Here is a 23855-nt window from a genome sequence, read left to right on the forward strand (position 1 = left end):
ACATCCGGATGCCAACGGGGAGTGGTTTCGATGTGATTGCTCAATTCGATCCCGCGCCGCCGGTGATACTCGCCGTCGCCGACGACGAGTACTTCGTGCAAGCCCTCAAGACCAATGCCTCGGATCAGGCATGCCGTCGCGCCAGCGCATCGACGGTTCCCCGCGGACGGTCAGTGGATGCTTTACATCCTCAGGTCACATTTTTGGTGTTTCCCCGGTCTTGTGACGAGGCGCTCTGGTCGCTGACAATGCGAAGGCCTCGCCTGTGTTCGAGGGCCGGCGCCAGTACAGCCAGCAGTGTCTTCTCGCCGCAAGTGCGGCAGCTTCAGTGAAAGGAATTCTTCCATGCGGCTGAGTGCTCGTCCCTGGACCCCGGTTGTGGTCTTTTTCGCATGGTTTCTTGCCTGTGCGCCAGTCGCGGCGCAACTGGCGCCGGATCATGTCTATGTCGCCTCGCGCTATATGCCGCACCTGGAGTATCAGAACTTCGGTACCCTGGCCGAAGCGGAGGCCTACCTGCGCACCGAGCCGGCAACTCCCATCGGTAATGCGTTGCTCGAAAGGACCGAGGTGCTCAACCTCGGTACCGATGTCGTTCTGAAGTACTCCGTTCCGAAGCGTAAGTACGTGCGGAGCGAGGACTACTACAGCGGGCACGTCAGCGGCAACCAAACCGATTGTTCGACCAACGGATGCGATACCGAAGCGCAGATGGTGGCGGCAAGCATGAAAGCCTACCCACTGCGCAACGAATATACCGCAAGCCTCCAGGGCAGCTATATCTCCGAGCCGTTTGCGGGTTGGTTTGGCGGCGAGAGGGCGGCGACCGTATACACCAATCCGACGCCGCAACCGGGTGACTCGCGCAGCCAGCGCTATGTCCTGGTGCACAATCCACGCACCGGCAACACGGACTACGCGTTTGCGCCTAACCGTACCGACCTCTATGAGTGTCCACCGCTTTTCAACGCATCGGACAATCGTTCGAATGATCCGCGAATCGGCCCTTGGCCGCTGATTTGCCACAACTACGCGCGCGGTGAAATCCGCAAGATCGTCAAGCAATACGCGCCCAGCTGTCCGAAGCCGGCGGGTATCGAGTCCATCAATTCCCGGGTCGGCAACCCTTGCGCAACGGATACCGGGAATAAGGAGTATCGCGAATCGGACTTCGATTGGGACGGGTGGAGCTTCTCGCGAACCTACAATTCCATCGGCGATTTCGATCTCCAATCGGGGCTGAGCGACAACTGGGCGCATTCCTTCTCGGATCGCCTTACCGTCAATATCTGGGGCGGTCCGGTGTTCTGGATCCGCGCGGACGGCTACGTGGAATGGTTTGCCGAAACCGCGACATCCGGTGTGTACCGGCCTTCGAGCAGCAACGATACGGCGCTGCGCAAGCAAACCGATCCGGCGACGATCGCGGCGAAAGGGGTATGGGAACTGATGCTGCCGGATGGCAGCCGGTTGTGGTTCGATGCGAACGGCCGGCTCCGGCGCAGCGAACGCGGAGCGCAGGTATTGATGTTCGAGCGCTGCGGCGGCGTAGAACTGGGCGCAGACTCTTGTCCGGACGACGCCAGCCTCGCCCGCGTCGTTAGCGCGAGCGGCAGGGAGCTGCGTTTCGGCTACATAGTGGTTTCCCTGCCCGGTGGCTCGGCCGGTTCGCGTCGTGCGATCCGTTTGCAAAGCATTTCTTCGGGTAGCACGGTGTTAATGCACTACGAGTACGACGCCTCGGCGCGCCTGGTGCGCGCCCGTCATGGCGGCGCAGCGGGCGTGGGACGAGAATACCTGTACGCGGAGCCGAACCGGCTGTGCCTGGATCATCTGGGTAACGTGCTGTCGCCATGCAACGCAGCCGCGTTCCCCAATCACCTCACCGGTGTAGTTGACGAGAACGGCGTCCGGTATGCGACCTACTCGTATGACGACAAGGGCCGCGTCACCGCGAGCGAACATGCGGGCGGTGTGGGACGGGTGGCGTTGCACTATGTTTCTGCCAGCACGACCAAGGTCGCCTTGCCCGGCGGGGCGATCCAGACGTTTACCTTCAGTGCCGACGCGTACAAGAAGCCGATCAAGGTCGAGATCGCCGCTGCAACTGGGGAATCGCAGACTATGCTGGCGAGCTACGCCAGCGACCGAGCCACCTCTACGACCGATGCCGGCGGTACGCGGACTGACTTCGCTAGCGATGGAGTGCGCGAGAGTTCGCGCATCGAAGGGCTTTCTCCCTCCAGCGCGGCAACCGCGCATACGCGCGCCACCAAGACCGACTGGGATGCGCAAGCGGGAAGGCCGTCGCGGGTCCGCCGCTACGACGCGACCAATGCGTTGATCGCCCAGACCGATATCAACTACAACGCGCGCGCCCAACCGTTGACGGTCTCCGTGGTCGACCCGGGCAATGCGGCCGAAACTCGCGTGATCGCGACGACGTACTGCGAGCAGGCCGACGTGGCTATCGGCTTGTGTCCGCTGCCCGGCCTGACGATTTCCGTCGACGGGCCGAGAACCGATGTAAGCGACGTCACCCGTTACGACTACTACCCCAACGACGATATCGGCTGTGCGGTCGGGTCTTCGTGCCGTTATCGGAAGGGCGATCTGTGGAAGATCACCGATGCGCTCGGCATGGTCACCGAGCGTCTGGGCTACGACGCCTCGGGCCGCGTGCTTTCGAGCAAGGATGCCAATGGCGTAGTAACCGACTCCGAGTATCACTCGCGAGGCTGGTTGAGCGCGCAAAAGGTCCGCGGGCCGGACGCGGCGGTCGAAACCGATGACTTGATCACGCGCATCGAATACTTTCCGAGTGGTCTGGTCAAGCAAGTGACGCTGCCCGACGGCAATTTCACGCGTTACGGCTACGACGCAGCGCACCGACTCATCAGCGTAGAGGACCGCTCCGGCTCGGCGATCCGCTATACCTTGGATGAGGCGGGCCATCGGGTCCAGGAAGATTTCAAGAAAAGCGACGGCGTGATGTATCGAACGCTCGCCCGGATCTATGACGCGCTCGGCCAGCTGAAGACCTACAAAGACGGCCTGGGCCACGAGACCCAATACAGTTACGACGCTGCGGGCCGCTCCGATAAGATCACCGACGCACTCGGTCGTATCGGCGACGATGACCATGATCCGCTGGGTCGATTGGTGCGTAACTTGCAGGACGTCGGTGCCGGACGAATCAACGCCGAGACCCGTTTCGAGTACGACGCATTGGATCAGCTGGTCAAAGTGATCGATCCGAAGGGTCTGGAAACGACCTATACGTACGACGCATTCGGTAGCTTGGTTCGCTTGGTCAGTCCCGATACCGGCACCACGAGCTACACGTATGACCGTGCGGGCAACCGCAAAACCCGCACCGATGCTCGCGATGTTATCGCCAGCTACAGCTATGACGGACTGGGGCGGCTGGCACAAGAGTCGTATCCCGACGCGGCGCTGGGCACGAGCTACGCCTACGACACCGTCGCCGAGGATTGTCCTGCTGGCGAAACCTATGCCAAGGGGCGGCTTAGCCAGACCAGCGGCACCGGCGGCACCGTGCGCTATTGCTACGACCGCTTCGGCCGCATGGTGCGCAAGACGATTCAAACTACCGGCCCGGTTCTCACGTTGCGCTATGGTTACACCGATGCGGACGCGCTGAAGTCGATCACCTACCCCGACGGCACCGTCGCCGATTACGTTCGCAGCACCCATGGCCAGATCATCGAGGTCGGCGTAACCCGGCCCGGCGTCGCCCGCGAGATTCTGGTGACGTCCGTGGATTACTACCCATACAGTTCGCCTGTGGGTTGGATTTACGGCAACGGACGTCCGATGACCCGTGGTCTGGACCGCAACTACGACGTCTATAAGCTCTTGGGCTCGCCGATGGATGGCCTGTCGGTTTACTTGCAACGCGACGCGGTAGGCAACGTGAAGCAGCTAAGCACGGCCGATCAGTCCCAGATTTTGGCGCGGTATGAGTACGACGCCTTGAACCGGCTGGCTCAGACTCAGGACGGCCCTACCGGAACCGCGTTGGAAAGCTATCGCTACGACGCAACCGGCAACCGTCTGAGCATGCAGAACGGCGGGGGACTGCAGACGTATGACTATCCGGCCACGAGCCATCGCTTGCAGAGCGTCGGCGGCGTGGGCCGAACTTACGACGCAGCCGGCAATACCTTGAGCATCGGCAGTCCGGCGCGCGAGTTCGTCTACAACGATCTGGGGCGGATGAGCCAGGTCAAGGCCAACGGCTCAACGACTATGCGGTATGCCTATAACGGGCAAGGACAACAAGTAAGGCGTTACATCGGAACTGAGGCGCGCCATGCGTTCTACGACGAATCGGGACGCTGGCTGGGCGAGTACGACGATACGGGCGCGGCGCTGCAGCAAGTGGTGTGGCTGGACGGCCTCCCTGTCGGTCTACTCGACGATGTTGGCGGCGGGCAGAAACTGCATTACATCGAGCCGGATCATTTGGGCAGCCCGCGGGTCGTGATCGATCCCGCGCGTAACGTGGCGGTGTGGAAGTGGCAGATCAAGGGGGAGGCGTTTGGAGCGACCCAGCCGGGACAGGATCCCGATTTGGATGGTGTCGAGTTCGTATTTGACATGCGGTATCCGGGGCAAAGATACGATGAGGCTAGCCGCCTGAGTTACAACTACTTTCGCGACTATGATCCAGAGTCGGGACGGTATATGCGGAGCGATCCGATCGGGCTCCGGGGCGGCATTAGTACCTATGCCTACTCGGACAGCGCGCCAATGGGGCTCGTGGACTTTTACGGGTTGCAATCCAAACCGTCTTCCGGCGCTTCTGGAAGCACGCCTAACCCGTGGAATCAGTACCAAAACAGCCGCAGCGGCGATGGCAGCAGCATGGAGGACCGTGTGCGCGACTATCGCCAGGATCAACTGAATCAGATGGGCAATAAGGGGCCGGGTCCCGAAGAGGGGGCCGACAAGCTCACTCCATTCGGCGAAGTGATTTGCACCCTGGTAGTTTGCTACAAAAAGGATGCCCCGAATCTTTGCAATCGTTCGGATGGTTGGTACCGAGAGTACTTTGTTCCGCGAGATCCGACGATGGCACAGGTGAACCGGATGAGGAATTGCGACTGCGTCAAAGCGAAGCATGTACTTTCTTACCAGCAACCTCAGGCCGATATCGAGGATGCATTGGAAATTTTGACCAGGTATCTCCAGGCAAGGAGTTCCAGGCTCCGTGGTAGATGAGAGCAGGGATGCGGGGCATCTGCGCATGGTCATTTCCGTGCGGCTCGGGATTTATCGCATCATTCGCTCGATCTTGGTGAAAGTGGGGTTCCGCGGTCGGGACTCGGCTTTGCGGCATATGTCGTGGGTCGCGCGTAACGCGCGTCGCCAAAAAAAGGGCGCCCGAGGGCGCCCTTTTCCTTTTTACTCATCGCACGCAGGCGAGTCGATCAATAGCGGTAGTGGTCCGGCTTGTACGGGCCGTCGACCGAGACGCCCAGATACTTGGCCTGGTCGTCGGTCAGGGTGGTCAGCTTCACGCCGATCTTTTCCAGGTGCAGACGCGCGACTTCTTCGTCGAGCTTCTTCGGCAGGATGTAGACCTTGGCTTCGTAGCTGTCCTTGTTGGCCCACAGGTCAATCTGCGCCAGGGTCTGGTTGGCGAACGAGTTCGACATGACGAAGCTCGGGTGGCCGGTGGCGCAACCGAGGTTGACCAGGCGGCCTTCGGCCAGCAGGAAGATCGAATTGCCGTTGGCGAAGGTGTACTTGTCGACCTGCGGCTTGATGTTCAGGCGCTTGGCGCCCGACGCGGCCAGCGCATCGACCTGGATCTCGTTGTCGAAGTGGCCGATGTTGCAGACGATGGCCTGATCCTTCATCTGCTGCATGTGGGCCAGGGTCAGCACGTCCTTGTTGCCGGTGGTGGTGACGTAGATGTCGCCGCGGCCGAGGGTGCTTTCGACGGTGTTGACCTCGAAGCCTTCCATCGCCGCCTGCAGGGCGTTGATCGGGTCGATCTCGGTGACCACGACGCGGGCGCCGTAAGCGCGCAGCGAGTGAGCCGAGCCCTTGCCGACGTCGCCGTAACCGCAGACCACCGCGACCTTGCCGGCCAGCATCACGTCCATCGCGCGCTTGAGGCCGTCGGCCAGCGACTCGCGGCAGCCGTAGAGGTTGTCGAACTTGGACTTGGTGACCGAGTCGTTGACGTTGATCGCCGGGACCAGCAGCGAGCCGGCTTCGGCGAGCTGGTACAGGCGGTGCACGCCGGTGGTGGTCTCTTCGGAGACGCCCTTCCAATGCTTGACGACTTCGTGCCAGAAGCCCGGACGCTCGGCGTGCACGCGCTTGAGCAGGTTCTTGATGACCTGTTCTTCGTGGTTGCCCGACGGGGTGTTGACCCAGCCGTCACCGTTTTCGAGCTCGTAGCCCTTGTGGATCAGCAGGGTGACGTCGCCGCCGTCGTCGACGACCAGCTCCGGGCCGCGGAACTTGACCGCGCCGTCGCCCGGGAAGGTCAGGGCTTCGAGGGTGCAGTCCCAATACTCTTCCAGCGACTCGCCCTTCCAGGCGAACACCGGCGTGCCGCTGGCGGCGATCGCGGCGGCGGCGTGGTCCTGGGTCGAGAAGATGTTGCACGAAGCCCAGCGCACGTCGGCGCCGAGGTCGCGCAGGGTCTCGATCAGCACCGCGGTCTGGATGGTCATGTGCAGCGAGCCGGTCACGCGCACGCCCTTGAGCGACTGCGCGGCGGCGTACTTCTTGCGGATCGACATCAGGCCCGGCATTTCGTGCTCGGCGATGTCGATTTCCTTGCGGCCCCAATCGGCCAGGGAGATGTCGGCAACCTTGTAGTCGCCTTCGGTCGAGAAGGTCTTGGGTACTGCGTTCATGGTGTGTCGCTCCAGTTCTTTAGGGAGCCGGCGGATGCCGGGTCCGGCGAGTCATCGCTCGAAAGCGATCGCTCAAACCGGGCGCCGTTGGGACTACGCCTCGCCGAGCCTGGCCGTCATTCTCGAAGTCCGTAGCGGGTACGGGCTTTGCGGAAAGATCCGCGGATGACGGTCGCAGCGCCCCTCGGCGGGCTGAGCGCGCAGTATATCGCGGCGTCGATGACCGTCGCACGGCGCCGGGCCGGATGCGCCTGAATATGACGTTCATCGCGAAACCGGGGCGATCCTGTTCCGCCGGGTTTTCGGCCCGGTTTTCGGTCGGATTTTCGGTCTGGTTCGGGCAGGCCCGGAACAGCCCCAATGGGATAGGCCGGCGGGCCCGGCGGCGGGCTAAGCTCGGCCGGGGCGCCCCCAGGCGCAAGCGCATCCGCACCGGCCGGCACCAGCGCCGGCCGGGCAGCGGCGCTTCGAGGCATTCTTCACTTACCGATCGGATCGAGCATGAACCCACTCGCGCGACGCACCGGCCACGACGGCCGGTCCTCCCTGAAGCCGCTATCCCGGGTCCTGAGTTGGCCGGGCTTGTTGCTGCTCCTGCTGCCGCTGGCGGCGACCGCGCAGACCGCGCCCGCCAGCGGTTATCAGCTGCCGCCGAAGGCCTTGCAGGCCATCGTCGATGCGCCGCGGCCGCCGCAGATGTTCACCAGCCCGAAGCGCGATCGGGTCGCCCTGGTGCAGACGCCGTCGCTGCCGAGCATCGAGGTGGTCGCGCAGCCCGAACTCAAGCTCGCCGGCCTGCGCATTCATCCGCGCACGCGGGCGCAGAGCCGCTTCGCGTTCGGCACCGGCCTGAGCCTGCTCGATATCGCCAGCGGCAAAACCTCGAACGTGGAAGGCTTGCCGGCGCCGCTGTCATTGGCGACCCTGGAGTGGTCGCCCGACCAGCGCTGGATCGCCTTCAACCGCGTCGACAGCGCCAGCGGCGCCAACGAGCTGTGGCTGGTCGAAGTCGAGCAGCGGCGCGCGCACAAGCTGGTGTCCGGCCTCAACACCGTGTCCGGACGCGGTTATGCCTGGATGCCCGACAGCCGCCGCCTGCTGGTGCAGCTGCAGCCCGAAGGGCAGGGCGAAGCGCCGCCGATGAACGCCACGCCGACCGGGCCGGCGGTGCAGGAAACCGAAATCAGCGCGACGGTGCGGCAGATCCGCACCTATCAGGATCTGTTGCGCAACGAGAGCGATGCGCGCGTGTTCGAGTACTACCTGCGCTCGCAGCTCGCCACCGTCGACCTGGCCGGTGCCGTGGTCCGCGCCGGTGCGCCGCAGTTGTATCTGGCGGCGACGCCGTCGCCGGACGGCCGCCATGTCCTGGCGACGCGGGTCGAGCGGCCGTTCTCCTACCAGGTGCCAGTGTCGATGTTCGGCCACCGCATCGAAGTGTTGGCGCCGGACGGCAAGTTCGAGCACGAAATCGCGCGCTTGCCCCTGGTCGACGGGTTGCCGACCGGCAACGACGCGGTGCCGACCGGCGTGCGTGAGATCGCCTGGCGCGGCGATGCGCCGGCGACCCTGGTCTGGGCCGAGGCCCAGGATGGCGGCGACCCGGCGCGCAAGACCGATATCCGCGATGCGGTGATGATGCAGGCCGCGCCGTTCGAGCGACCGCCGCAGACGCTGATGCGCCTGGGCGCGCGTTACGCCGGTGCGCATTGGGGGCGCGGCGATCTGGCCCTGGTCGACGAGTTCTGGTGGAAGACCCGGCAGACCCGGCAATGGCGGATCGCGCCGGACCACGGCGATCGCGCGCCGGAGCTGGTGTTCGAGGGGCTCAGCGAAGACCGTTACAACGACCCCGGCGAGCCGGTCAGCACGCGCGACGCGAACGGCCAGCGCCGCCTGCTGACCACGGCCGACGGCGCCAGCCTGTTCTACATCGGCCAGGGCGCTTCGCCGGAAGGCGACCGGCCGTTTCTCGACCGCTACGACCTGGCCGACAAGCAGCGGACGCGGCTGTTCCATTCGCAGGCGCCGTACTACGAAGCGCCGCAGGTGGTGCTCGACGATCAGGGTAAGCGCTTGCTGACCCTGCGTGAGGCGCCGACCGAGCCGGGCAATCTGTACTTGCGCGATCTGAGTGCGAGCGCCGCCGTGCCGGTGGCGCTGACCCGCTTCGCGCATCCGACGCCGCAGCTCAAGGACATCAAGAAGGAACAGATCCGCTACTCGCGCGCCGACGGCGTCGCGCTGACCGCCGACCTGTACCTGCCGCCGGGTTTCGACGCCAAACGCGATGGCCCGCTGCCGCTGTTGATGTACGCCTATCCGGCCGAGTTCAAATCGGCGGCCGCGGCCAGCCAGGTCACAGGTTCGCCTTATCGCTTCAACGCGGTCAGTTTCTGGGGCCCGCTGCCGTACCTGGCGATGGGTTATGCCGTGCTCGACAACCCGTCGATGCCGATCGTCGGAGAAGGCGAGCGCGAGCCCAACGACACCTACATCGAGCAACTCACCTCGAGCGCGCAAGCGGCGGTCGACGAAGTGGTGCGGCGCGGCGTCGCCGACCGCGAGCGCATCGCGGTCAGCGGCCATTCCTACGGTGCCTTCATGACCGCGAACCTGCTCGCCCACACGCGCTTGTTCAAGGCCGGCATCGCCCGCAGCGGTGCCTACAATCGCACCCTGACCCCGTTCGGCTTCCAGGCCGAAGAGCGCAACTACTGGCAGGCCGAATCGACGTACCAGGCCATGTCGCCGTTCAACTACGCCGACAAGATCAAGGACCCGCTGCTGTTGATACACGGCGAGCAGGACAACAACTCCGGCACCTTCCCGATCCAGAGCGAGCGTCTGTTCGCGGCGATCAAGGGCCTCGGCGGCAAGGCGCGCCTGGTGATGCTGCCGAACGAAAGCCACGGCTACCGCGCGCGCGAATCGATCCTGCACATGCTGGCCGAGACCAACCGCTGGCTCGATCAGTACGTCAAGAACGCCAAGCCCGAAGCGAGCGCATCGGCGAAGCCCGCGCAGAAGCGCGCGGCGAAGGGTGCGGTGAAGCCGGCGGCGAAATAGGCCGTCTGCGTCGGGCGGCGGCGATCCGCGCCGTCCGGCCGCATCGATCCCGAAGGGCCGCTCATGCGGCCCTTTTTCGTTAAGCAGGAGATCGAAAGGCCAGAAGCAGAAGCCGTAGCCAGTCCGGCCTTTCCAAGCATCCTCACGACGGAGCGATCTTCATGCGAGTCAAAGTGGGCCTGGACGAATGGCTGACGGCCGATCCGAAGCAGACCGAACTGATCACCGACGGCCTGCTCGGCTGCGTCGCGGTGGGCTTCGTCGGCAAGGACCGGATCGCCCTTACGCATGTCTACGACGAAGCCAAGGACGCCGCCCTTTGGCCAGGGTACCGTAAGAAACTCGACGAAGCCCTGGAGGCCTCGCAGTTGGGCGAGCCGAAGGACGTCCGCGCGGTGCTGGTGTATTCGGATCCCACCAGCGGATTGCTGTGCGATCGCATTGAAACTTGGCTGTCGCAACGCGGGATCGCGTCGGAACGGCGCATGGACGACGGCTGTCGGGTTTGCGCGGTGGAGCAGGGCGTCGTCGTGCGCGCCAAGGGCACCGATCAGCAGGGCGGCGACTACAGCTATGGCTATCGGACCACGATCGAGGACGCGCTGCCGGTGGAGCGTTTCGCCTTGTCGCCGAAGGCCGGGGCGGCGACGAAAGCGCTGCAAGACCCGGATACGCAGCTGCCCGATGCCCAGCCGGTGCTGCTGACCGATGCCTCGCATCCGGCGCACCGGCTTTTCGCTTCGATTCTGGCCAAGATGGACGGGCTGACACCGAGCATGTTCATGGACTCGGCGTACTGGAAGAACGAAGTCGCGGCGGCGCTGACGGTGAAGTGCCTGGACGCCGGGATCCGCGACGGCGTCGAAAAACTCGCCTACGGCAAGGACGATACCGATACGGTGTTCGCGTTGGCGGGCGGTCCGGAGAGCGCTCGCCACGATTTGTGCGCGAATGTATTCGAACTCGGCGAGAACTACCTGCCGATCGCGAGCGAGCAGGCTCGGCAGAAATTCTTCGAATTCGCCACGCAGGCAGGTCCGCCGGTCGATCAGGCGCAAACCCAACAGGGCGGCCAGACCAAGGGCATGTGAGGCGGCGCCGCGACGACCTGTCCCGGCCGCGTTTACCGCCATTTTGCGTTCGGTCATTCAGTTCGATTCGGCGAATCGTCGCCGTGATCGCTCGAACAGAAATCGGAGAACGTTATGAACGATCGCGTCAAAGTCGGTTTGAACGAATGGATGGTCGCCGATGCCGGCTCCACGGACCTGGTCACCGACGGCTTGTCCGGTTGCGTGGCGGTGGGCCTGGCGGGGAACGGCAAGGTCGCGTTGTCGCATGTCTACTCGGGGTGCGACAGCGAGAAGGCCTGGGGCGATTACCATCCCAAGCTGGAAGCGGCCCTGGAAAGTTCGGGCTTGGGCGACCTGCGAGGGAAGAAGGCCGTGCTGGTGTGCGCCCAGGGCGAAGACGCCGGCGGCCAGGATGGATGGTTGCCGGCAAAGCTCAAGACCTGGCTCGAGAGCAAGGGCGCGGTCGTCGAAACCCGCCAGGACAACGGGTGCCGGATTTCCGCCAACGCCGATGTCGTCGCCTCGACCTTGAAGAAGCACGACACCGCCGAGTACTACAGCCACGACTACAAGACTTCGCGGGACTACGGGCTGTCGGCCGATCCGAGCGCCGAAGCGGTCACCCTGTCGATGCTTGGCAAGCCTGGCTATCCGGCGGCGTTGGCGCAGGCGAGGGAAACGCCCAGTGCATCGGCGCCCGCTCTGGCTGTGGGGACGAGCAAACCGGCAGAAGCGGTGGCGATGTCCGATAAGAAGCATCCGATGCACGGCCTGTACTCGGAGATCCTCGGCAAGATGCCCGGCGATGCGTTCGATCTGAAAAAAGGCGAGAACGTCGCCGACTTGTTCAGCGCTCAACAGGCGGCAGCGGCCTTGACCGTAGCCTGCATGAAGCGGGGCATCTACGGCGACATCGACAAGATCGAGACCTTCGTCCCGCCGGGCAAGGAGGACACGATGTTGAGCGCGACCGAACGCGGCACGAGCGAATCGCGTACTTTTGCGGCGGTGAATCTCGAAGATGTCTGCGATATGCCGATGTCGAAGCTGAGCGCAGAGGCAACGAGCCTGCATGCCGCGCGGATGCTGTCGGCGACACCGTCGAACCCGAACCCGTCGCAGGCGGTCGGAGGCGCTTCGCCTCAGCACCTGTGAGCCCGCACGGGGGCGCACCGACCACGAAAAAGGGCCGCTTTCGCGGCCCTTTCTCTTGATGCGATGTCGCTGCCGGCTTACTTCTTCAGCCCGGCATCCTTGCGCAGGTCGTCGGCCTTGTCGGTCTTTTCCCACGAGAACGCGGTCGCGGTCTGCTTCTTGCCGGCGCCGTCGAGGTAGCTGACTTCCTTCGGCTTGCGGCCGAAGTGGCCGTAAGCGGCGGTCAGCTGGTAGACCGGGTGGATCAGGTCGAGCATCTTGACGATGCCGTACGGGCGCAGGTCGAAGTGCTTGCGGATCAGCTTCTCGATCTTGTCGTCGCTGATCTTGCCGGTGCCGAAGGTGGTGACCGAGATCGAGGTCGGCTCGGCCACGCCGATGGCGTAGGAGACCTGCACTTCGCACTTGTCGGCCAGGCCGGCAGCAACGATGTTCTTGGCGACGTAACGCGCGGCGTAGGCGGCCGAACGGTCGACCTTCGACGGATCCTTGCCCGAGAACGCGCCGCCGCCGTGACGGGCCATGCCGCCGTAGCTGTCGACGATGATCTTGCGGCCGGTTAGGCCGCAGTCGCCGACCGGGCCGCCGATCACGAAGATGCCGGTCGGGTTGATGTGGACCTTGCTCTTGGGCAGCTTCTCGAGCCACGCCTTCGGCAGCACCGGCTTGAGGACGTGCTCGTACACGCCTTCGACCAGGTCCTTCTGCTTGATGCCCGGATCGTGCTGGGTCGACAGGACCACGGCGTCGAGGCCGACCACCTTGTGTTCGGCGTCGTAGCGCAGGGTGACCTGCGACTTCGCGTCCGGACGCAGCCAGGGCAGCTTGGAGTTTTTGGCCTTGCGGATCTTGGCCTGCTGCTCGACCAGACGGTGCGAGTAGTAGATCGGCGCCGGCATGAATTCCGGGGCTTCGTTGCAGGCGTAGCCGAACATCAGGCCCTGGTCGCCCGCGCCCTGTTCTTCCGGCTTCTTGCGGTCGACGCCGGCGGCGATGTCGGGCGACTGCTTGCCGAGCATGTTGATGATCGCGCAGGTGTGGCCGTCGAAGCCGACATTGGAATTGTCGTAGCCGATGTCGTTGATGACCTTGCGCGCGATGGCTTCGATGTCGACCCACGCATTGGTGGTGACTTCGCCGGCGACGATCGCCGCGCCAGTCTTCACCATCGTCTCGCAGGCCACGCGCGCGCGCTTGTCCTGGGCCAGGATGGCGTCGAGGACGGCGTCGGAGATCTGGTCGGCGATCTTGTCCGGGTGGCCTTCGGAGACGGATTCGGAGGTGAACAGGTAGCTGGACATCGAGGCTATATCCTCGTATTCGGATAGAAAGATGGCCGCACATAATACAGCGTCGGCCGCGAGCGCGCATTGTGCCGTGTCTTGGGGTTGCCGGGGGTTAAGCGGTCTTTAACTGCGGCCTATGTCCGGAATCTTCGGGGAAAAAGCCCATCCGGGACCGCAGCCGGCCCTGTCACCGGACTGACCCGAAACCGCCATGATCCTGTCGCCGCTCCGGCTCAGGCTGCCCGGCATACCGCCGCCGATGCGACGCCGATGCTGCAATTCGAACGCCGACTGCAAGAGCGCTTCCCGCAATGGTTCCGGGGTCGCCGGGCCGGGATCGCCCGTCCTTTGCTCCGCACCATCGGGCGCTGGTCGAAATTCGACCGGGTCGATGGCTTCCTGGCCGAGAACGGCCACCTGCGCGGCTTCGCCTTCGTCACCGCCGCCCTGGATTTCCTGCAGGCGCGTTATCTGGTCGAGGCCGCCGAGCTGCAGCGGATTCCCGCGACCGGACGTCTGCTGATCGTCGCCAACCATCCGTCCGGGGCGGTCGACGCCCTGGCCCTGCTCGATGCGGTCGCCCGCGTGCGCCGCGACGTCCGCATCGTCGCCAACGATTTGCTGTCGGCGCTCGACGGCCTCGAAGGCCTGATCCTGCCGGTGCGCATTCTGGGCGGCCGGCCGAGTCCCGACAGCCTGCACGCGATCGAGGCCGCGCTGCAGGCGGAACAATGCGTGATCGTGTTTCCGGCCGGGGAAGTCGCCCGGCTCGGGCTGGGCGGCGTTACCGACGGCCGCTGGCGGCGCGGATTCCTGCGCTTCGCCCGCAAGACCGCCGCGCCGGTGTTGCCGGTGCGGATCGAGGCGCGCAACTCGGCGCTGTTCTACGGCGCCTCGGCCTTGTTCAAGCCGGCCGGCACCGCCCTGCTGGCGCGCGAGATGTTCGCCCGCCGCGCGCGCCGGGTCGCGCTGCGGATCGGCCGGCCCTTGCAACTGCCGGTCGACGGCGACGCCGAGCGCTTGCTGCGCGAAGTGCGGAGCGAGCTGCATGCGATCGGCACGCCGCGCGAGCGTGCCGCGCCGATCGGGCCGGAGACGTTGATCGACGCGGTCGACCCGGCGCTGGTGCGGGCCGGGGTCGAGGCGATGGAATCGCTGGGCCAGACCCTCGACGGCAAACAGATCCGGGTCGGCGTGCTGCCGGCCGGCGCGCCTTTGCTGCGCGAGATCGGCCGCCTGCGCGAGCTGACCTTCCGCGCGGTCGGCGAGGGCACCGGCCAGCGTCTCGACGTCGACGTCTTCGACAGCTGGTACGAACACATCGTGCTGTGGGACGCGGTCGAGGCCAAGATCGCCGGCGCCTACCGCATCGCGCGCGGCAGCCGGGTGCTGGCCGAGCGCGGCCTGGCCGGGCTCTACACCGCGTCCTTGTTCCGCTATGCCGACGATGCCGTGCCGCGCCTGGCGCAGGGCATGGAGCTCGGCCGCAGCTTCGTCGTGCCCGAGTACTGGGGCAGCCGCAGCATCGATTACCTGTGGCAGGGCATCGGCGCCTACCTGTGCCGGCATCCGGGCGTGCGCTATCTGTTCGGGCCGGTCTCGATCAGCGCGGCCCTGCCGGCCGATGCGCGCGAGCAGATCGTCGCCTACTACGCGCGTTATTACGGCAGCGAAGAATCCGCCGCGGTGTCGAAGCAGCCCTTCGTCTACCGGGCGGCGCCGCCGCAGTTCGACGCGCTCGATGCGGCCACCGCATTCCGCGTGCTCAAGGGCAATCTCGACGCACTCGGCGCCACCCTGCCGATGCTCTACAAGCAATACACCGACCTGTGCGAACCCGGCGGTGCGCGTTTCCTCGCCTTCGGCGTCGACCCGGCCTTCAGCGGTGCGGTCGACGGCCTGATCGAAGTGGACCTGCAACGCCTGCGCCCGAAGAAGCGCGAGCGTTATCTCGGCGCCGCGCCGCGCGCGGCCGAGTCCGGCACCGAACCCGTCGCCAGCGAGGCCGTGTCATGAGTCCTGCATCGATCACGCAATTGCCGGTACGCCGCAGGGCGGTGTTCGTCTCGGACGTGCATCTGGGGTCGAAGCACTGCCACGCCGGCGAGTTCGCCGATTTCCTGCAGGGCCTGCGCTGCGATCGCCTGTACCTCGTCGGCGACATCGTCGACCTGTGGTGGATGGCGCAGCGCCGCGCCGCCTGGGGTTCGGCCCAGTACCGAGTGGTCGAGGCGCTGCACGCGCTGGTGCGCGCCGGCACCGAGCTGATCTACGTGCCGGGCAACCACGACCGCTCGATCCGCCGCTTCTGCGGCCTGGTGCTGCCGCGCATGCAGGTGCGGCGGCGTGCGATCCACCTGACCGCCGACGGCCGCCGCCTGCTGGTGACCCACGGCGACGATTACGACACCGTGACCCAGTTCGGCGGCATGCAGGAGAAGTTCGGCGACTGGTTGTACGAGCGCATTCTCACCAGTAATCGCCTGACCAACCGCGCGCGCCGCCGCTTCGGTCTGCGTTACTGGTCGTTGGCGGATTTCCTCAAGCGCCAGAGCGGCGCGGCCGAGCGCTACATCTCGCGCTTCGTCCAGGCCGGCCTCGGCGACGCCAGCCGGCGCGGTCTCGACGGCATCGTCTGCGGCCATATTCACCGCGCCGCCCTGTTCGAGCGCGATGGCTGCGTCTACGCCAACGACGGCGATTGGGTCGAAAGCCTGACCGCCCTGGCCGAAGACCCCGACGGCACCCTGCGCCTGTTGGCCCACACCGGCGAAACCCTGGCGCTGTTGCCGGCGCGCGCGCCGCGTCTGCTGCCGGGCGCGTTGCCGCACGCGGCCTGAGTTAGCCCAGGAAGCTCGATCTCGCTCCGCTCCCTCTCCCGCCTGCGCGCGAGGGCCGGGCTGAGGGTCGCCCAATGCCGCGCCCACCCCCGCGCCCTTCAATCGCCCGCGACCGCCCGCTTCAACGCCGCCCGCGCCAATAAGCGCGTCGAATCCAGGGTCGGCAGCGGCGAGTTCTCGTCGCTGATGATCAAGGGGATCTCGGTGCAGCCGAGCACGACCGCGTCGCAGCCGGCGTGCTTGAACCGTTCGATGACCTGTTGGAAATACGCGACCGACTCGGGCTTGAAGCTGCCATAGACCAGCTCGTCCATGATGATCCGGCCGATCTGCGCGCGTTCTTCCGCGTTGGGACGCACATAGTCCAGGCCCAGCGCGCCGAGTTTGTCCGGATAGACCTCGCTCTCGACCAGCCAGCGCGTGCCGGTGATGCCGATGCGGCGGAAGCCGCGTTCGGCCGCGCGTTGCGCCACCACCTGCGCGATGTGCAACCACGGCAGCGGCGAGCGCGCTTCGACGTAGGCCATGGCCTGGTGAATGGTGTTGTCGGGGCAGATCAGGAAGCGAGCGCCGGCCGCGGCCAGCTTGCGCGCCGACGACAGCATCAGCTCGCCGACGCCGTCGAGATCGCCGCGATCCAGGCAGGTCACGTAGTCGGCCAGGGAGTGGCTATGCAGGGAAATTTCCGGGTGCGCATGCGGACCGAGCAGGCGCGCGCCCTCGGCGCAGATCGTCCGGTAGCACAGCGCCGCGCCCTCGGCCGAGCAGGCGACGATACCGATGGGCTGGGGCAGGGGGCGGTTCGGCATGGGGCGATTCCTGGCGGAGTTTCCGGGGGCGGATTTCTGGGGGCAGATTTCTGGGGGGGCGGCGAGGCGATCGGTTCTCGGCAGGCCGATTATCGAGCAGCGCCGCAAGCGCTTCCAAGCAAGGCCGTGGGCCGTGCAGGCCGCCCGCACAACGAAAAACAAACTCGCTGCCGCCGGCCCTGCGGTTAGCATTCGCGTATGGATTCTTTGACTCAAATCGTGCTCGGCGCGGCGCTGAGCGCCGCCATCGCGCCTGCCGGGCATCGCCGCGCCGCTTTGCTCGCGGGCGCCGCACTGGGCACTTTGCCCGACCTCGACGTCATCCCGGTCAACCTGTTCACCGCCGACCCGGTCGAACGCATGACCTGGCACCGCAGCCTCAGCCACTCGCTGCTGGTGCTGCCCTTCATCGCCTGGGCGATCTGGGCCTGGTGCCGCGAACGCGGCGGCCGCGTCGCGCAATCGCCCAAGCGCTGGTTCTGGGCGATGCAGGCGGCCTTGCTGACCCATCCGGTGCTCGATGCGTTCACCGTTTACGGCACGCAGTTGCTGTGGCCGCTGCCGGTCAAGCCGGTGATGTGGTCGAGCGTCTTCATCATCGACCCGCTGTACACGGTGTGGTTGCTGCTCGCCTGCGTGGTGGCCTGGTTCGCGCGCGAACGCAAGCTCGCGCAACCGGCGCTGGTGGTCGGCCTGGCCTTGAGCTCGCTGTACCTGGGTGGCTCGCTATGGGCCAAGTCGCGGGTCGAACACGAGGCCGAGGCCGCATTGGCCAAGCTCGGGCTGGAGGACGCGCCGCGCTTCTCGGTGCCGATGCCGTTCAACACCCTGCTGTGGCGGGTGGTGGCGATGACGCCCGACGGCTTCGTCGAAGGCGAGCGTTCGCTGGTCGCCGATCGCGGGCCGATGCAGTTCCGCGCCTATGCCTCCGACGTGCAAGCCTATAGCCAGGTCAGCGGTTATCCGGCCGTGCACCGCCTGAAGTGGTTCAACCACGGCTTCATGAAAGCCGAACAGCGCGATGGCCGTTTGATCGTGACCGACCTGCGCATGGGCGCCGAGCCCGACTACAGCTTCCGTTTTGCGGTGGCCGAACGCGCCGCCGAGTCCTGGCGCGAGATTCCGCCGCAGCAACTGCAATGGCCCTGGGATGCGGCGCGCAAGTTGCCGGCGATGTGGACGCGGATCTGGCAGGAGCCGGAGATCGTGGCCGACGCCCAGGCCCCTGCGCCGACCGCGATGCGCGCCGCGGCGGCGGTCCCGGCGCAAAGCCACAACGGCGGCATGCGCTGAGTCGCGGAGCAGGCAAAGCGCGAAACGCCGAGCCTAGCGCCATGCGCCGGATATCGGCGCCGTCGTGAGGGATTGCGAAGCCGCTCGCGCCGCAGCGCGCCCGGCGGTTCAGGCCGCGACCGGCAAGTCCGGCGTGACGCCCGCGACCAGGGCGTCGAAGTAATCGCGGGTCAGCCGCAGCTGCAGTTCGGCGGTGTCGGCGCGATTGACCACGGCGCGAAAAGCAGCGTTCTCCGGACGGTCCTTGGCGTACCAGCCCAGATGCTTGCGGGCGATGCGCACGCCCGAGACTTCGCCGTAGAACGCATGCAGGTGTTCGAGATGGCCGAGCAGGATGTCGCGCACCTCGGCCAGGGTCGGCGGCGCCAGTTCTTCGCCGTGCGCCAGGTAGTGGGCGATCTCGCGAAAGATCCACGGCCGCCCCTGCGCGGCGCGCCCGACCATGACCGCGTCGCAGCCGGTGTGGGCGAGGACGAAGGCGGCCTTGTGCGGCGAGTCGATGTCGCCGTTGGCGATCACCGGGATCGACAGCGCCGCCTTGATCGCGGCGATGGTGTCGTACTCGGCGCTGCCGGTGTACTGCTGGTCGCGGGTGCGGCCGTGCACGGCCAGGGCGGCGATGCCGGCGTCCTCGGCGATGCGGGCGATATTGGGCGCATTGCGCTGGTCGTGGTCCCAGCCAGTGCGGATCTTCAGAGTGACCGGCACGTCGACCGCCTTGACCACGGCCTCGACGATGCGCCCGACCAGGGCCTCGTCGCGCATCAGCGCCGAGCCGGCCCAGGCGTTGCAGACCTTCTTGGCCGGGCAGCCCATGTTGATGTCGACGATCTGGGCGCCGTGATCGACGTTGTAGCGGGCCGCGTCGGCCATGATCTGCGGCACCGTGCCGGCGATCTGCACGCTGATCGGGTCGGGCTCGCCGTCGTGGTCCATGCGGTGGCGCGACTTGGCCGTGCTCCAGAAGCGCGGGTCGCTGGTGGTCATCTCGGACACGCACAGGCCCGCGCCCAGGCGCTTGCTCAGCACCCGGAAGGGCTTGTCGGTGACCCCGGCCATGGGCGCCAGGATCACGCGCGGCATGAGGGAGTAAGGGCCGATGCGCATGGGCGGCATTGTAAGCCACCCCGCGCGCGGGCCTGCTCGGGCCGTCCGTGCCCGGCCGCTCGCAGCCGGCCGCAAGCGGCCGGTCTGCCGAGGCGGAGCTCGCTCAGGCGGTGGGGTCGTCCACGGCCGCGGTCGGGGCGTTCAGCCTGACCGAGGCGACGCCTTTTTCGAGCGCGCCGTTGCTGGAGTACAGCTCGCTGGTGCCGACGATCTCGCCGTTGCCCGCCTTGAGCACGAAATAGGGACGGTCGTTGGACGAGGTTTTGCGCTCGTAACGGGCGTCGTTCTGGCTGTTGGTGCGCACCGCCTCGATGCCGTTGATGCACGAGGGCTTGGCCTTGTAGCCCTCGCTGCTGAGGATGGGCTCGCCGTTGCCGGCCTTGAGGACGAACTGGAATTCGCCGTTGCTGCGCTTGCTGATCAAGAACCTGCCTGCCATTTTCGTTCCCTCGGTTAGCCGCCTGCGGCGGACGTGTGACATCCGGTTACACGTCGATAGAACGCGGTTGTGAACCCGATCCGGCCGCAGGCCGCGACCGCCGGTCGGCGGAGCCGGGCGCGGGCCGCCTCAGAAGTCGTAACGCACGGTCGCCGTCACGTTTCGCTCCTCGCCGTAGTAGCAGTACAGCAGGCTGGCGCAGGAGGCCACGTAGCGCTTGTCGAGCAGGTGGTTGGGTCGGCGTGGCGAGCGTTCAGCGATTGCGGCGCCGGCGCCAGAACAAAAAGCCGGTGACGAGCAGGAACGGCGGCGCCAGGCCGGTCAGCGCGATCAGCCATTGCCAGGTGCGTCCGCCGACGAAACCGCCGTGCAGCGGGTAGATCGATTCGTAGCTGCGCGTGCCGAGCCCTTGCCGGGTCGCATCGAGGGTGCCGATCAATCGGCCCCGATAGGGATCGAGCCAGACCATGCTGCGTCCGACCGGATGCCATTCGTCGACGGCGCGGCTGCGGATCGCGATCAGGCCGCTGCCGGCCTTGGGCAGGCTGATCCGGCTCAGGCGCGCGCCGGCGAGCGGGCCGTCCACCGCGACTGCGGCCTCGGCCGCGCGCAAGGTCGCGGTCCAGTCGATCGGCGCGTCGCGCGCTTCGAGCTTGGGCGGCTTGCGCGGCTTGGCGTCGCCGAAGGCCGCACGCAGGCCGTCGCGCACCACATCGTCGTAGACCATCGACACACCGGTCAGCGCCGCCAACAGGGTCAGCGGCAGCAGCCACAGGCCGATGCCGCGATGCCAGCTGAGCCAGCGCCGGGTCGGCGGCCCGCGGTACCACTTCAGGCTCGCCGCCAGCGCTTTCCAGCGCGGCCACCACAGGTACAGACCGCTGGCGAGCAGGAACACCGCGACCAGGCCGACCACGCCGAGCACCTGCTCGCCGGTCTTTCCGGCGAGCAGATGGATGTGCAGGTCGCGCAGCCACAGCAGCAGGTCGTTGTCGGTATTGCGCAGCAACAACAGCTCGCCGCTGGCCGGATCGAAGTAGCGGCGTTCGTTGTCGGGGAAGTAGGCCTGCCACACCGGCAAGGCCGCGGTGGGCAGATCGATCGAGCTCATGCCCTGGGTCTGCCAATGGTCGACGATGCGTTCGAGCGCCCGCCCGCGTTGCTCCGCGTTCGGCAAGGCATGCTCGGCGAGTTGCGGATAGGCCAGTACCAACAGCTCGCGCTGGAACGCGAGCACGGTGCCGGACAAAGCGACCACGGCGAACAGCAGCCCGGCACTGAGGCCGAGCCACAGGTGCAGCCACTTCAGCGCCGTGCGCAGGCGCGAACGCAATGAAGCAGGGGCCTGGCGGTGCGACATGCTGGGCGGGTCGGAAGCGGACTCAGAAGCGATATTGCCAGCTCGCGCTCAACACGCGGCCGCGGCCGGCGACGTAGGTGTCGTTGCGCGGCGTGCTCTGCGAGTAGTAGGTCACGTACTGTTCGTCGAGCAGGTTCTCCACGCCGAGGTTGAGCTGGCCGGCCGGCAGCTTGAAGCGGGCCTGCAGGTCGAGCGTGGTGTAGCCGTCGGTGCTGGCCACGCGCACGCCTTTGAGGTCGAAGTCGCGGTCCAGCGAGCGGCTGCCCTGCAGGCGTGTGGAGATGTTCTCGCTCCAGCTGTGATCCCAGAACGCGATGATGCGGTCGGGGCTGATGTTGATGCCGGGCAGGTCGCTGTCGACGCGATCGTCGCCGTCGCTGTCGTAGCGGCCTTCGGCGCCGGCGTAGCCCAGGCCGACGCGGCCGGCTTCGGAGAAGCGGAAGGCGAGGTTGGCTTCGACGCCGCGGATTTCGGTGCGCTCGCGCACGACGTTATAGCTCTGGGTGTTGCGGTCGAAGGCCAGACGCGAACCGAGGTCGGAGTCGGACCAGTACGCCGCCACATGCGCGATCCAGCGGCCGTCGTCGAAGTCCAGGCCGACCTCGCGGTTGTCCGACACCACCGGCGACAGGTCGACCAGGTTGTCGACGCGCTGGTTCGGCGCGGTGATGCCGCGCAGCACGCGGCCGATGTCGGCGACGGTGTAGCCCTCCGAGTACGAGGCGTAGAACTTCAGCGCATCGCTGGCTTCCCAGACCGCGCCGAAGTTCGGCAGGGTCTTGCTGGTCTTGGGCGAGCCGCCCTCGACGAAACGGCTGCCGCCGGCGTTGGCCGGGATCGTGTTGAAGTCGTCGACCTCGAGCCGGCCGCGCTCGTGGCGTACGCCGCCGGTCAGCATCACTTTGTCGGCGACCCACCATTCGGCCTGGACGAACGGCGACCAGGATTCGTACTGCGTCTCGGGCACCCATTTCAGGCCGCTGACGACCAATTCCTGGTAGGTCGTGTCGCGCCCCCAGTCGAGGCCGAGGGTGACGCGCAGGCGCTGGTCGAACAGATTGTCGCGCGACCAGCTGAACTTGCCGCCGAGTTTTTCCGAGACGTTCTGCGACTGGTCCCACCAATGCAGGTCGCGGCCGTCGCGCCAGAAATCTTCCCAGTCGGTGGCGCCGTACAGGCCCTTGAAGTCGACCCAGTACAATTGCGCCTGCAGATAACCGCCGGCCACGGACTTGTCGGTGTAGTCGAGCACCAGCGAGGTCGAGCGGTTGCGCGCGCCCTGGCCCTCGCGGCTGCCGCGCGCGGAGGTGGCGAGGCGGCCGCTGCGGATATCGCCGTTGACGGTGATGTAGTCGTTGTTGCCTTCGAGCTCGTAGCGATTGGCGGTGAGCTGCAGGCGACGCTGCTCGTCGAGGTCCCAGCCGGCCTTGGCGAACAGATTGTGGCTGCGCGCGTCCATCAGGTCGCCCTGGATGTCGTTGACCGCGATCGCGTCGCCGTTGCCGTCGTAATACAGGCCTTCGCTGGCGAAGGAGACGCCGCCGACGAAGTCGAACGCGCCGTGGCGGGTGCCGAACAGATACGAGCCGCGATAGCCGCTGCCGTCGCTCTGGCTCGGCAGCGCGGTGCTGGCGCCGAGGCTGAGCTCGTGGAAGCGCTCGCCGTCCTCGCGCGGCGCGCGCTTGGTGATGATGTTGATGATGCCGCCGGACGCGCCGAGGCCCTGCAGCGCATTGGCGCCGTGGATCACTTCGATGCGTTCGATCATCGCCGGGTCGATGGTGTGGCCGTCGCGACCGCCCTCGCGCAGCGGCGTGGACTGCGGCACGCCGTCGATGAGATACAGCGGCTTGCGCCCACGCAGGGTTTCGCCGCCGTTGGTGAGCTTCTGCCGCGACGGTGCGAACGAGGGAATCAGGTTGGCCAGCACCTGCGAGATGTCCTGGGTCACAGCCAACTGCTGGCGCAGTTGTTCCTGGTCGATCACGGTGATCGTATTGGCCAGCGCGGCTTCGGAGTTCGGCATGCGGCTGGTGCTGGCCGAGACGGTGACGCGGTCGATGTCCTTGGCCTCGTCGGCGTGGGCGACGGGCGCAGCGAGGACGGCCAGCAGGGCGCTGGCGAGGAACGAGAGACGGGGCATGCGGGGTAGGCCTGGGAACTGCGACAGGATTCGCATGTTAATGCGAACCATTCTCAAACAAAAGGGTGGGTGCCGTTTTCGCCTCCGGGAGGGCGGGGAGGGGCTGCGTTTTTGGCCGTTCATGTAGGAGCGGCGCGAGCTGCGAGGCTGCTGGCAGCAACCCCTTTGTAGGAGCGGCGTGAGCCGCGACCCAGGGACGGGGAGAGACGAATCGCCGTCGTCATTGATCGAAGCGATGAACTGTCGCGGGGTAGGAGCGGCGCAAGCCGCGACCGCGTCCTGTCGCACTCCGGCGTCTCTGGCCGTAGGACAGCGAAGCAACATCAAGAGCAAAGCTTCCGTCCGCTAACGCGGCCGGGTTACTTTCTTTTGCTAAGCC

The 23855-nt window shown here is 66.2% G+C and carries 14 protein-coding genes and 1 riboswitch; of the genes, 7 read left to right on the top strand and 7 right to left on the bottom strand.

The window, feature by feature from the left end; genetic code table 11:
- The first annotated feature begins 345 nt into the window (after window positions 1–345).
- The gene (locus ACKN61_RS06325) at window positions 346–5247 is read left to right on the top strand and encodes an RHS repeat-associated core domain-containing protein (protein ID WP_408952769.1); all 4902 of its coding nucleotides are present in this window, start codon (window positions 346–348) and stop codon (window positions 5245–5247) included.
- A gap of 209 nt (window positions 5248–5456) precedes the next feature.
- On the opposite strand, the gene ahcY is transcribed toward ACKN61_RS06325, so the two are convergent.
- Window positions 5457–6902: an adenosylhomocysteinase gene (ahcY, locus tag ACKN61_RS06330; RefSeq protein WP_408952770.1), complete on the bottom strand. Its 1446-nt coding sequence runs from the start codon at window positions 6900–6902 to the stop codon at window positions 5457–5459.
- A gap of 72 nt (window positions 6903–6974) precedes the next feature.
- Window positions 6975–7094: riboswitch (S-adenosyl-L-homocysteine riboswitch) on the bottom strand.
- 309 nt (window positions 7095–7403) lie between these two features.
- Between ahcY and ACKN61_RS06335 the strand changes: the two genes are divergently transcribed.
- The 3 genes from ACKN61_RS06335 to ACKN61_RS06345 all read left to right on the top strand — a co-directional run bounded on the left by ACKN61_RS06335 (window position 7404) and on the right by ACKN61_RS06345 (window position 12199).
- Entirely contained in the window at window positions 7404–9971 is a 2568-nt protein-coding gene (locus ACKN61_RS06335; protein ID WP_408952771.1) for a prolyl oligopeptidase family serine peptidase, read from the top strand.
- A gap of 173 nt (window positions 9972–10144) precedes the next feature.
- On the top strand, window positions 10145–11062 hold the full coding sequence (locus ACKN61_RS06340) for a hypothetical protein (RefSeq protein ID WP_408952772.1): 918 nt from the start codon (window positions 10145–10147) through the stop codon (window positions 11060–11062).
- Window positions 11063–11176: 114 nt separating this feature from the next.
- A complete protein-coding gene (locus ACKN61_RS06345; RefSeq protein WP_408952773.1) occupies window positions 11177–12199 on the top strand; it encodes a hypothetical protein in 1023 nt (340 codons plus the stop codon).
- 77 nt (window positions 12200–12276) lie between these two features.
- Here ACKN61_RS06345 and metK read toward each other — a convergent pair whose 3' ends face one another.
- A complete protein-coding gene (metK, locus tag ACKN61_RS06350) occupies window positions 12277–13500 on the bottom strand; it encodes a methionine adenosyltransferase (RefSeq protein WP_408952774.1) in 1224 nt (407 codons plus the stop codon).
- A gap of 255 nt (window positions 13501–13755) precedes the next feature.
- On the opposite strand from metK, the gene ACKN61_RS06355 reads away from it, so the two are divergent.
- A complete protein-coding gene (locus ACKN61_RS06355) occupies window positions 13756–15501 on the top strand; it encodes a lysophospholipid acyltransferase family protein (RefSeq protein ID WP_408952775.1) in 1746 nt (581 codons plus the stop codon).
- Entirely contained in the window at window positions 15498–16325 is an 828-nt protein-coding gene (locus ACKN61_RS06360; RefSeq protein WP_408952776.1) for a UDP-2,3-diacylglucosamine diphosphatase, read from the top strand. Before ACKN61_RS06355 ends, ACKN61_RS06360 begins: the two co-directional genes overlap by 4 nt.
- Before the next feature lie 98 nt (window positions 16326–16423).
- On the opposite strand, the gene ACKN61_RS06365 is transcribed toward ACKN61_RS06360, so the two are convergent.
- Window positions 16424–17134, bottom strand: a complete 711-nt coding sequence (locus tag ACKN61_RS06365; protein WP_408952777.1) for an aspartate/glutamate racemase family protein — start codon at window positions 17132–17134, stop codon at window positions 16424–16426.
- A gap of 198 nt (window positions 17135–17332) precedes the next feature.
- Between ACKN61_RS06365 and ACKN61_RS06370 the strand changes: the two genes are divergently transcribed.
- Window positions 17333–18427 (top strand): metal-dependent hydrolase, encoded by a 1095-nt coding sequence (locus ACKN61_RS06370; RefSeq protein ID WP_408952778.1) that lies wholly within the window; start codon window positions 17333–17335, stop codon window positions 18425–18427.
- Between the two features lie 108 nt (window positions 18428–18535).
- On the opposite strand, the gene dusB is transcribed toward ACKN61_RS06370, so the two are convergent.
- The 4 genes from dusB to ACKN61_RS06390 form a co-directional block, all read right to left on the bottom strand.
- Window positions 18536–19534, bottom strand: a complete 999-nt coding sequence (gene dusB / locus ACKN61_RS06375) for a tRNA dihydrouridine synthase DusB (protein ID WP_408952779.1) — start codon at window positions 19532–19534, stop codon at window positions 18536–18538.
- 103 nt (window positions 19535–19637) lie between these two features.
- Window positions 19638–19973 (bottom strand): YegP family protein, encoded by a 336-nt coding sequence (locus tag ACKN61_RS06380; RefSeq protein ID WP_031371423.1) that lies wholly within the window; start codon window positions 19971–19973, stop codon window positions 19638–19640.
- Between the two features lie 253 nt (window positions 19974–20226).
- Window positions 20227–21333, bottom strand: coding sequence for a PepSY-associated TM helix domain-containing protein (locus ACKN61_RS06385; protein ID WP_408952780.1), 1107 nt, complete (start codon window positions 21331–21333; stop codon window positions 20227–20229).
- Between the two features lie 22 nt (window positions 21334–21355).
- Entirely contained in the window at window positions 21356–23476 is a 2121-nt protein-coding gene (locus ACKN61_RS06390; protein WP_408952781.1) for a TonB-dependent receptor, read from the bottom strand.
- Between the last annotated feature and the right edge of the window lie 379 nt (window positions 23477–23855).

Origin of the sequence: Lysobacter sp. Hz25, from assembly GCF_046097045.1 — a bacterium.
Classification (GTDB): Bacteria; Pseudomonadota; Gammaproteobacteria; order Xanthomonadales; family Xanthomonadaceae; genus Lysobacter; species Lysobacter antibioticus_B.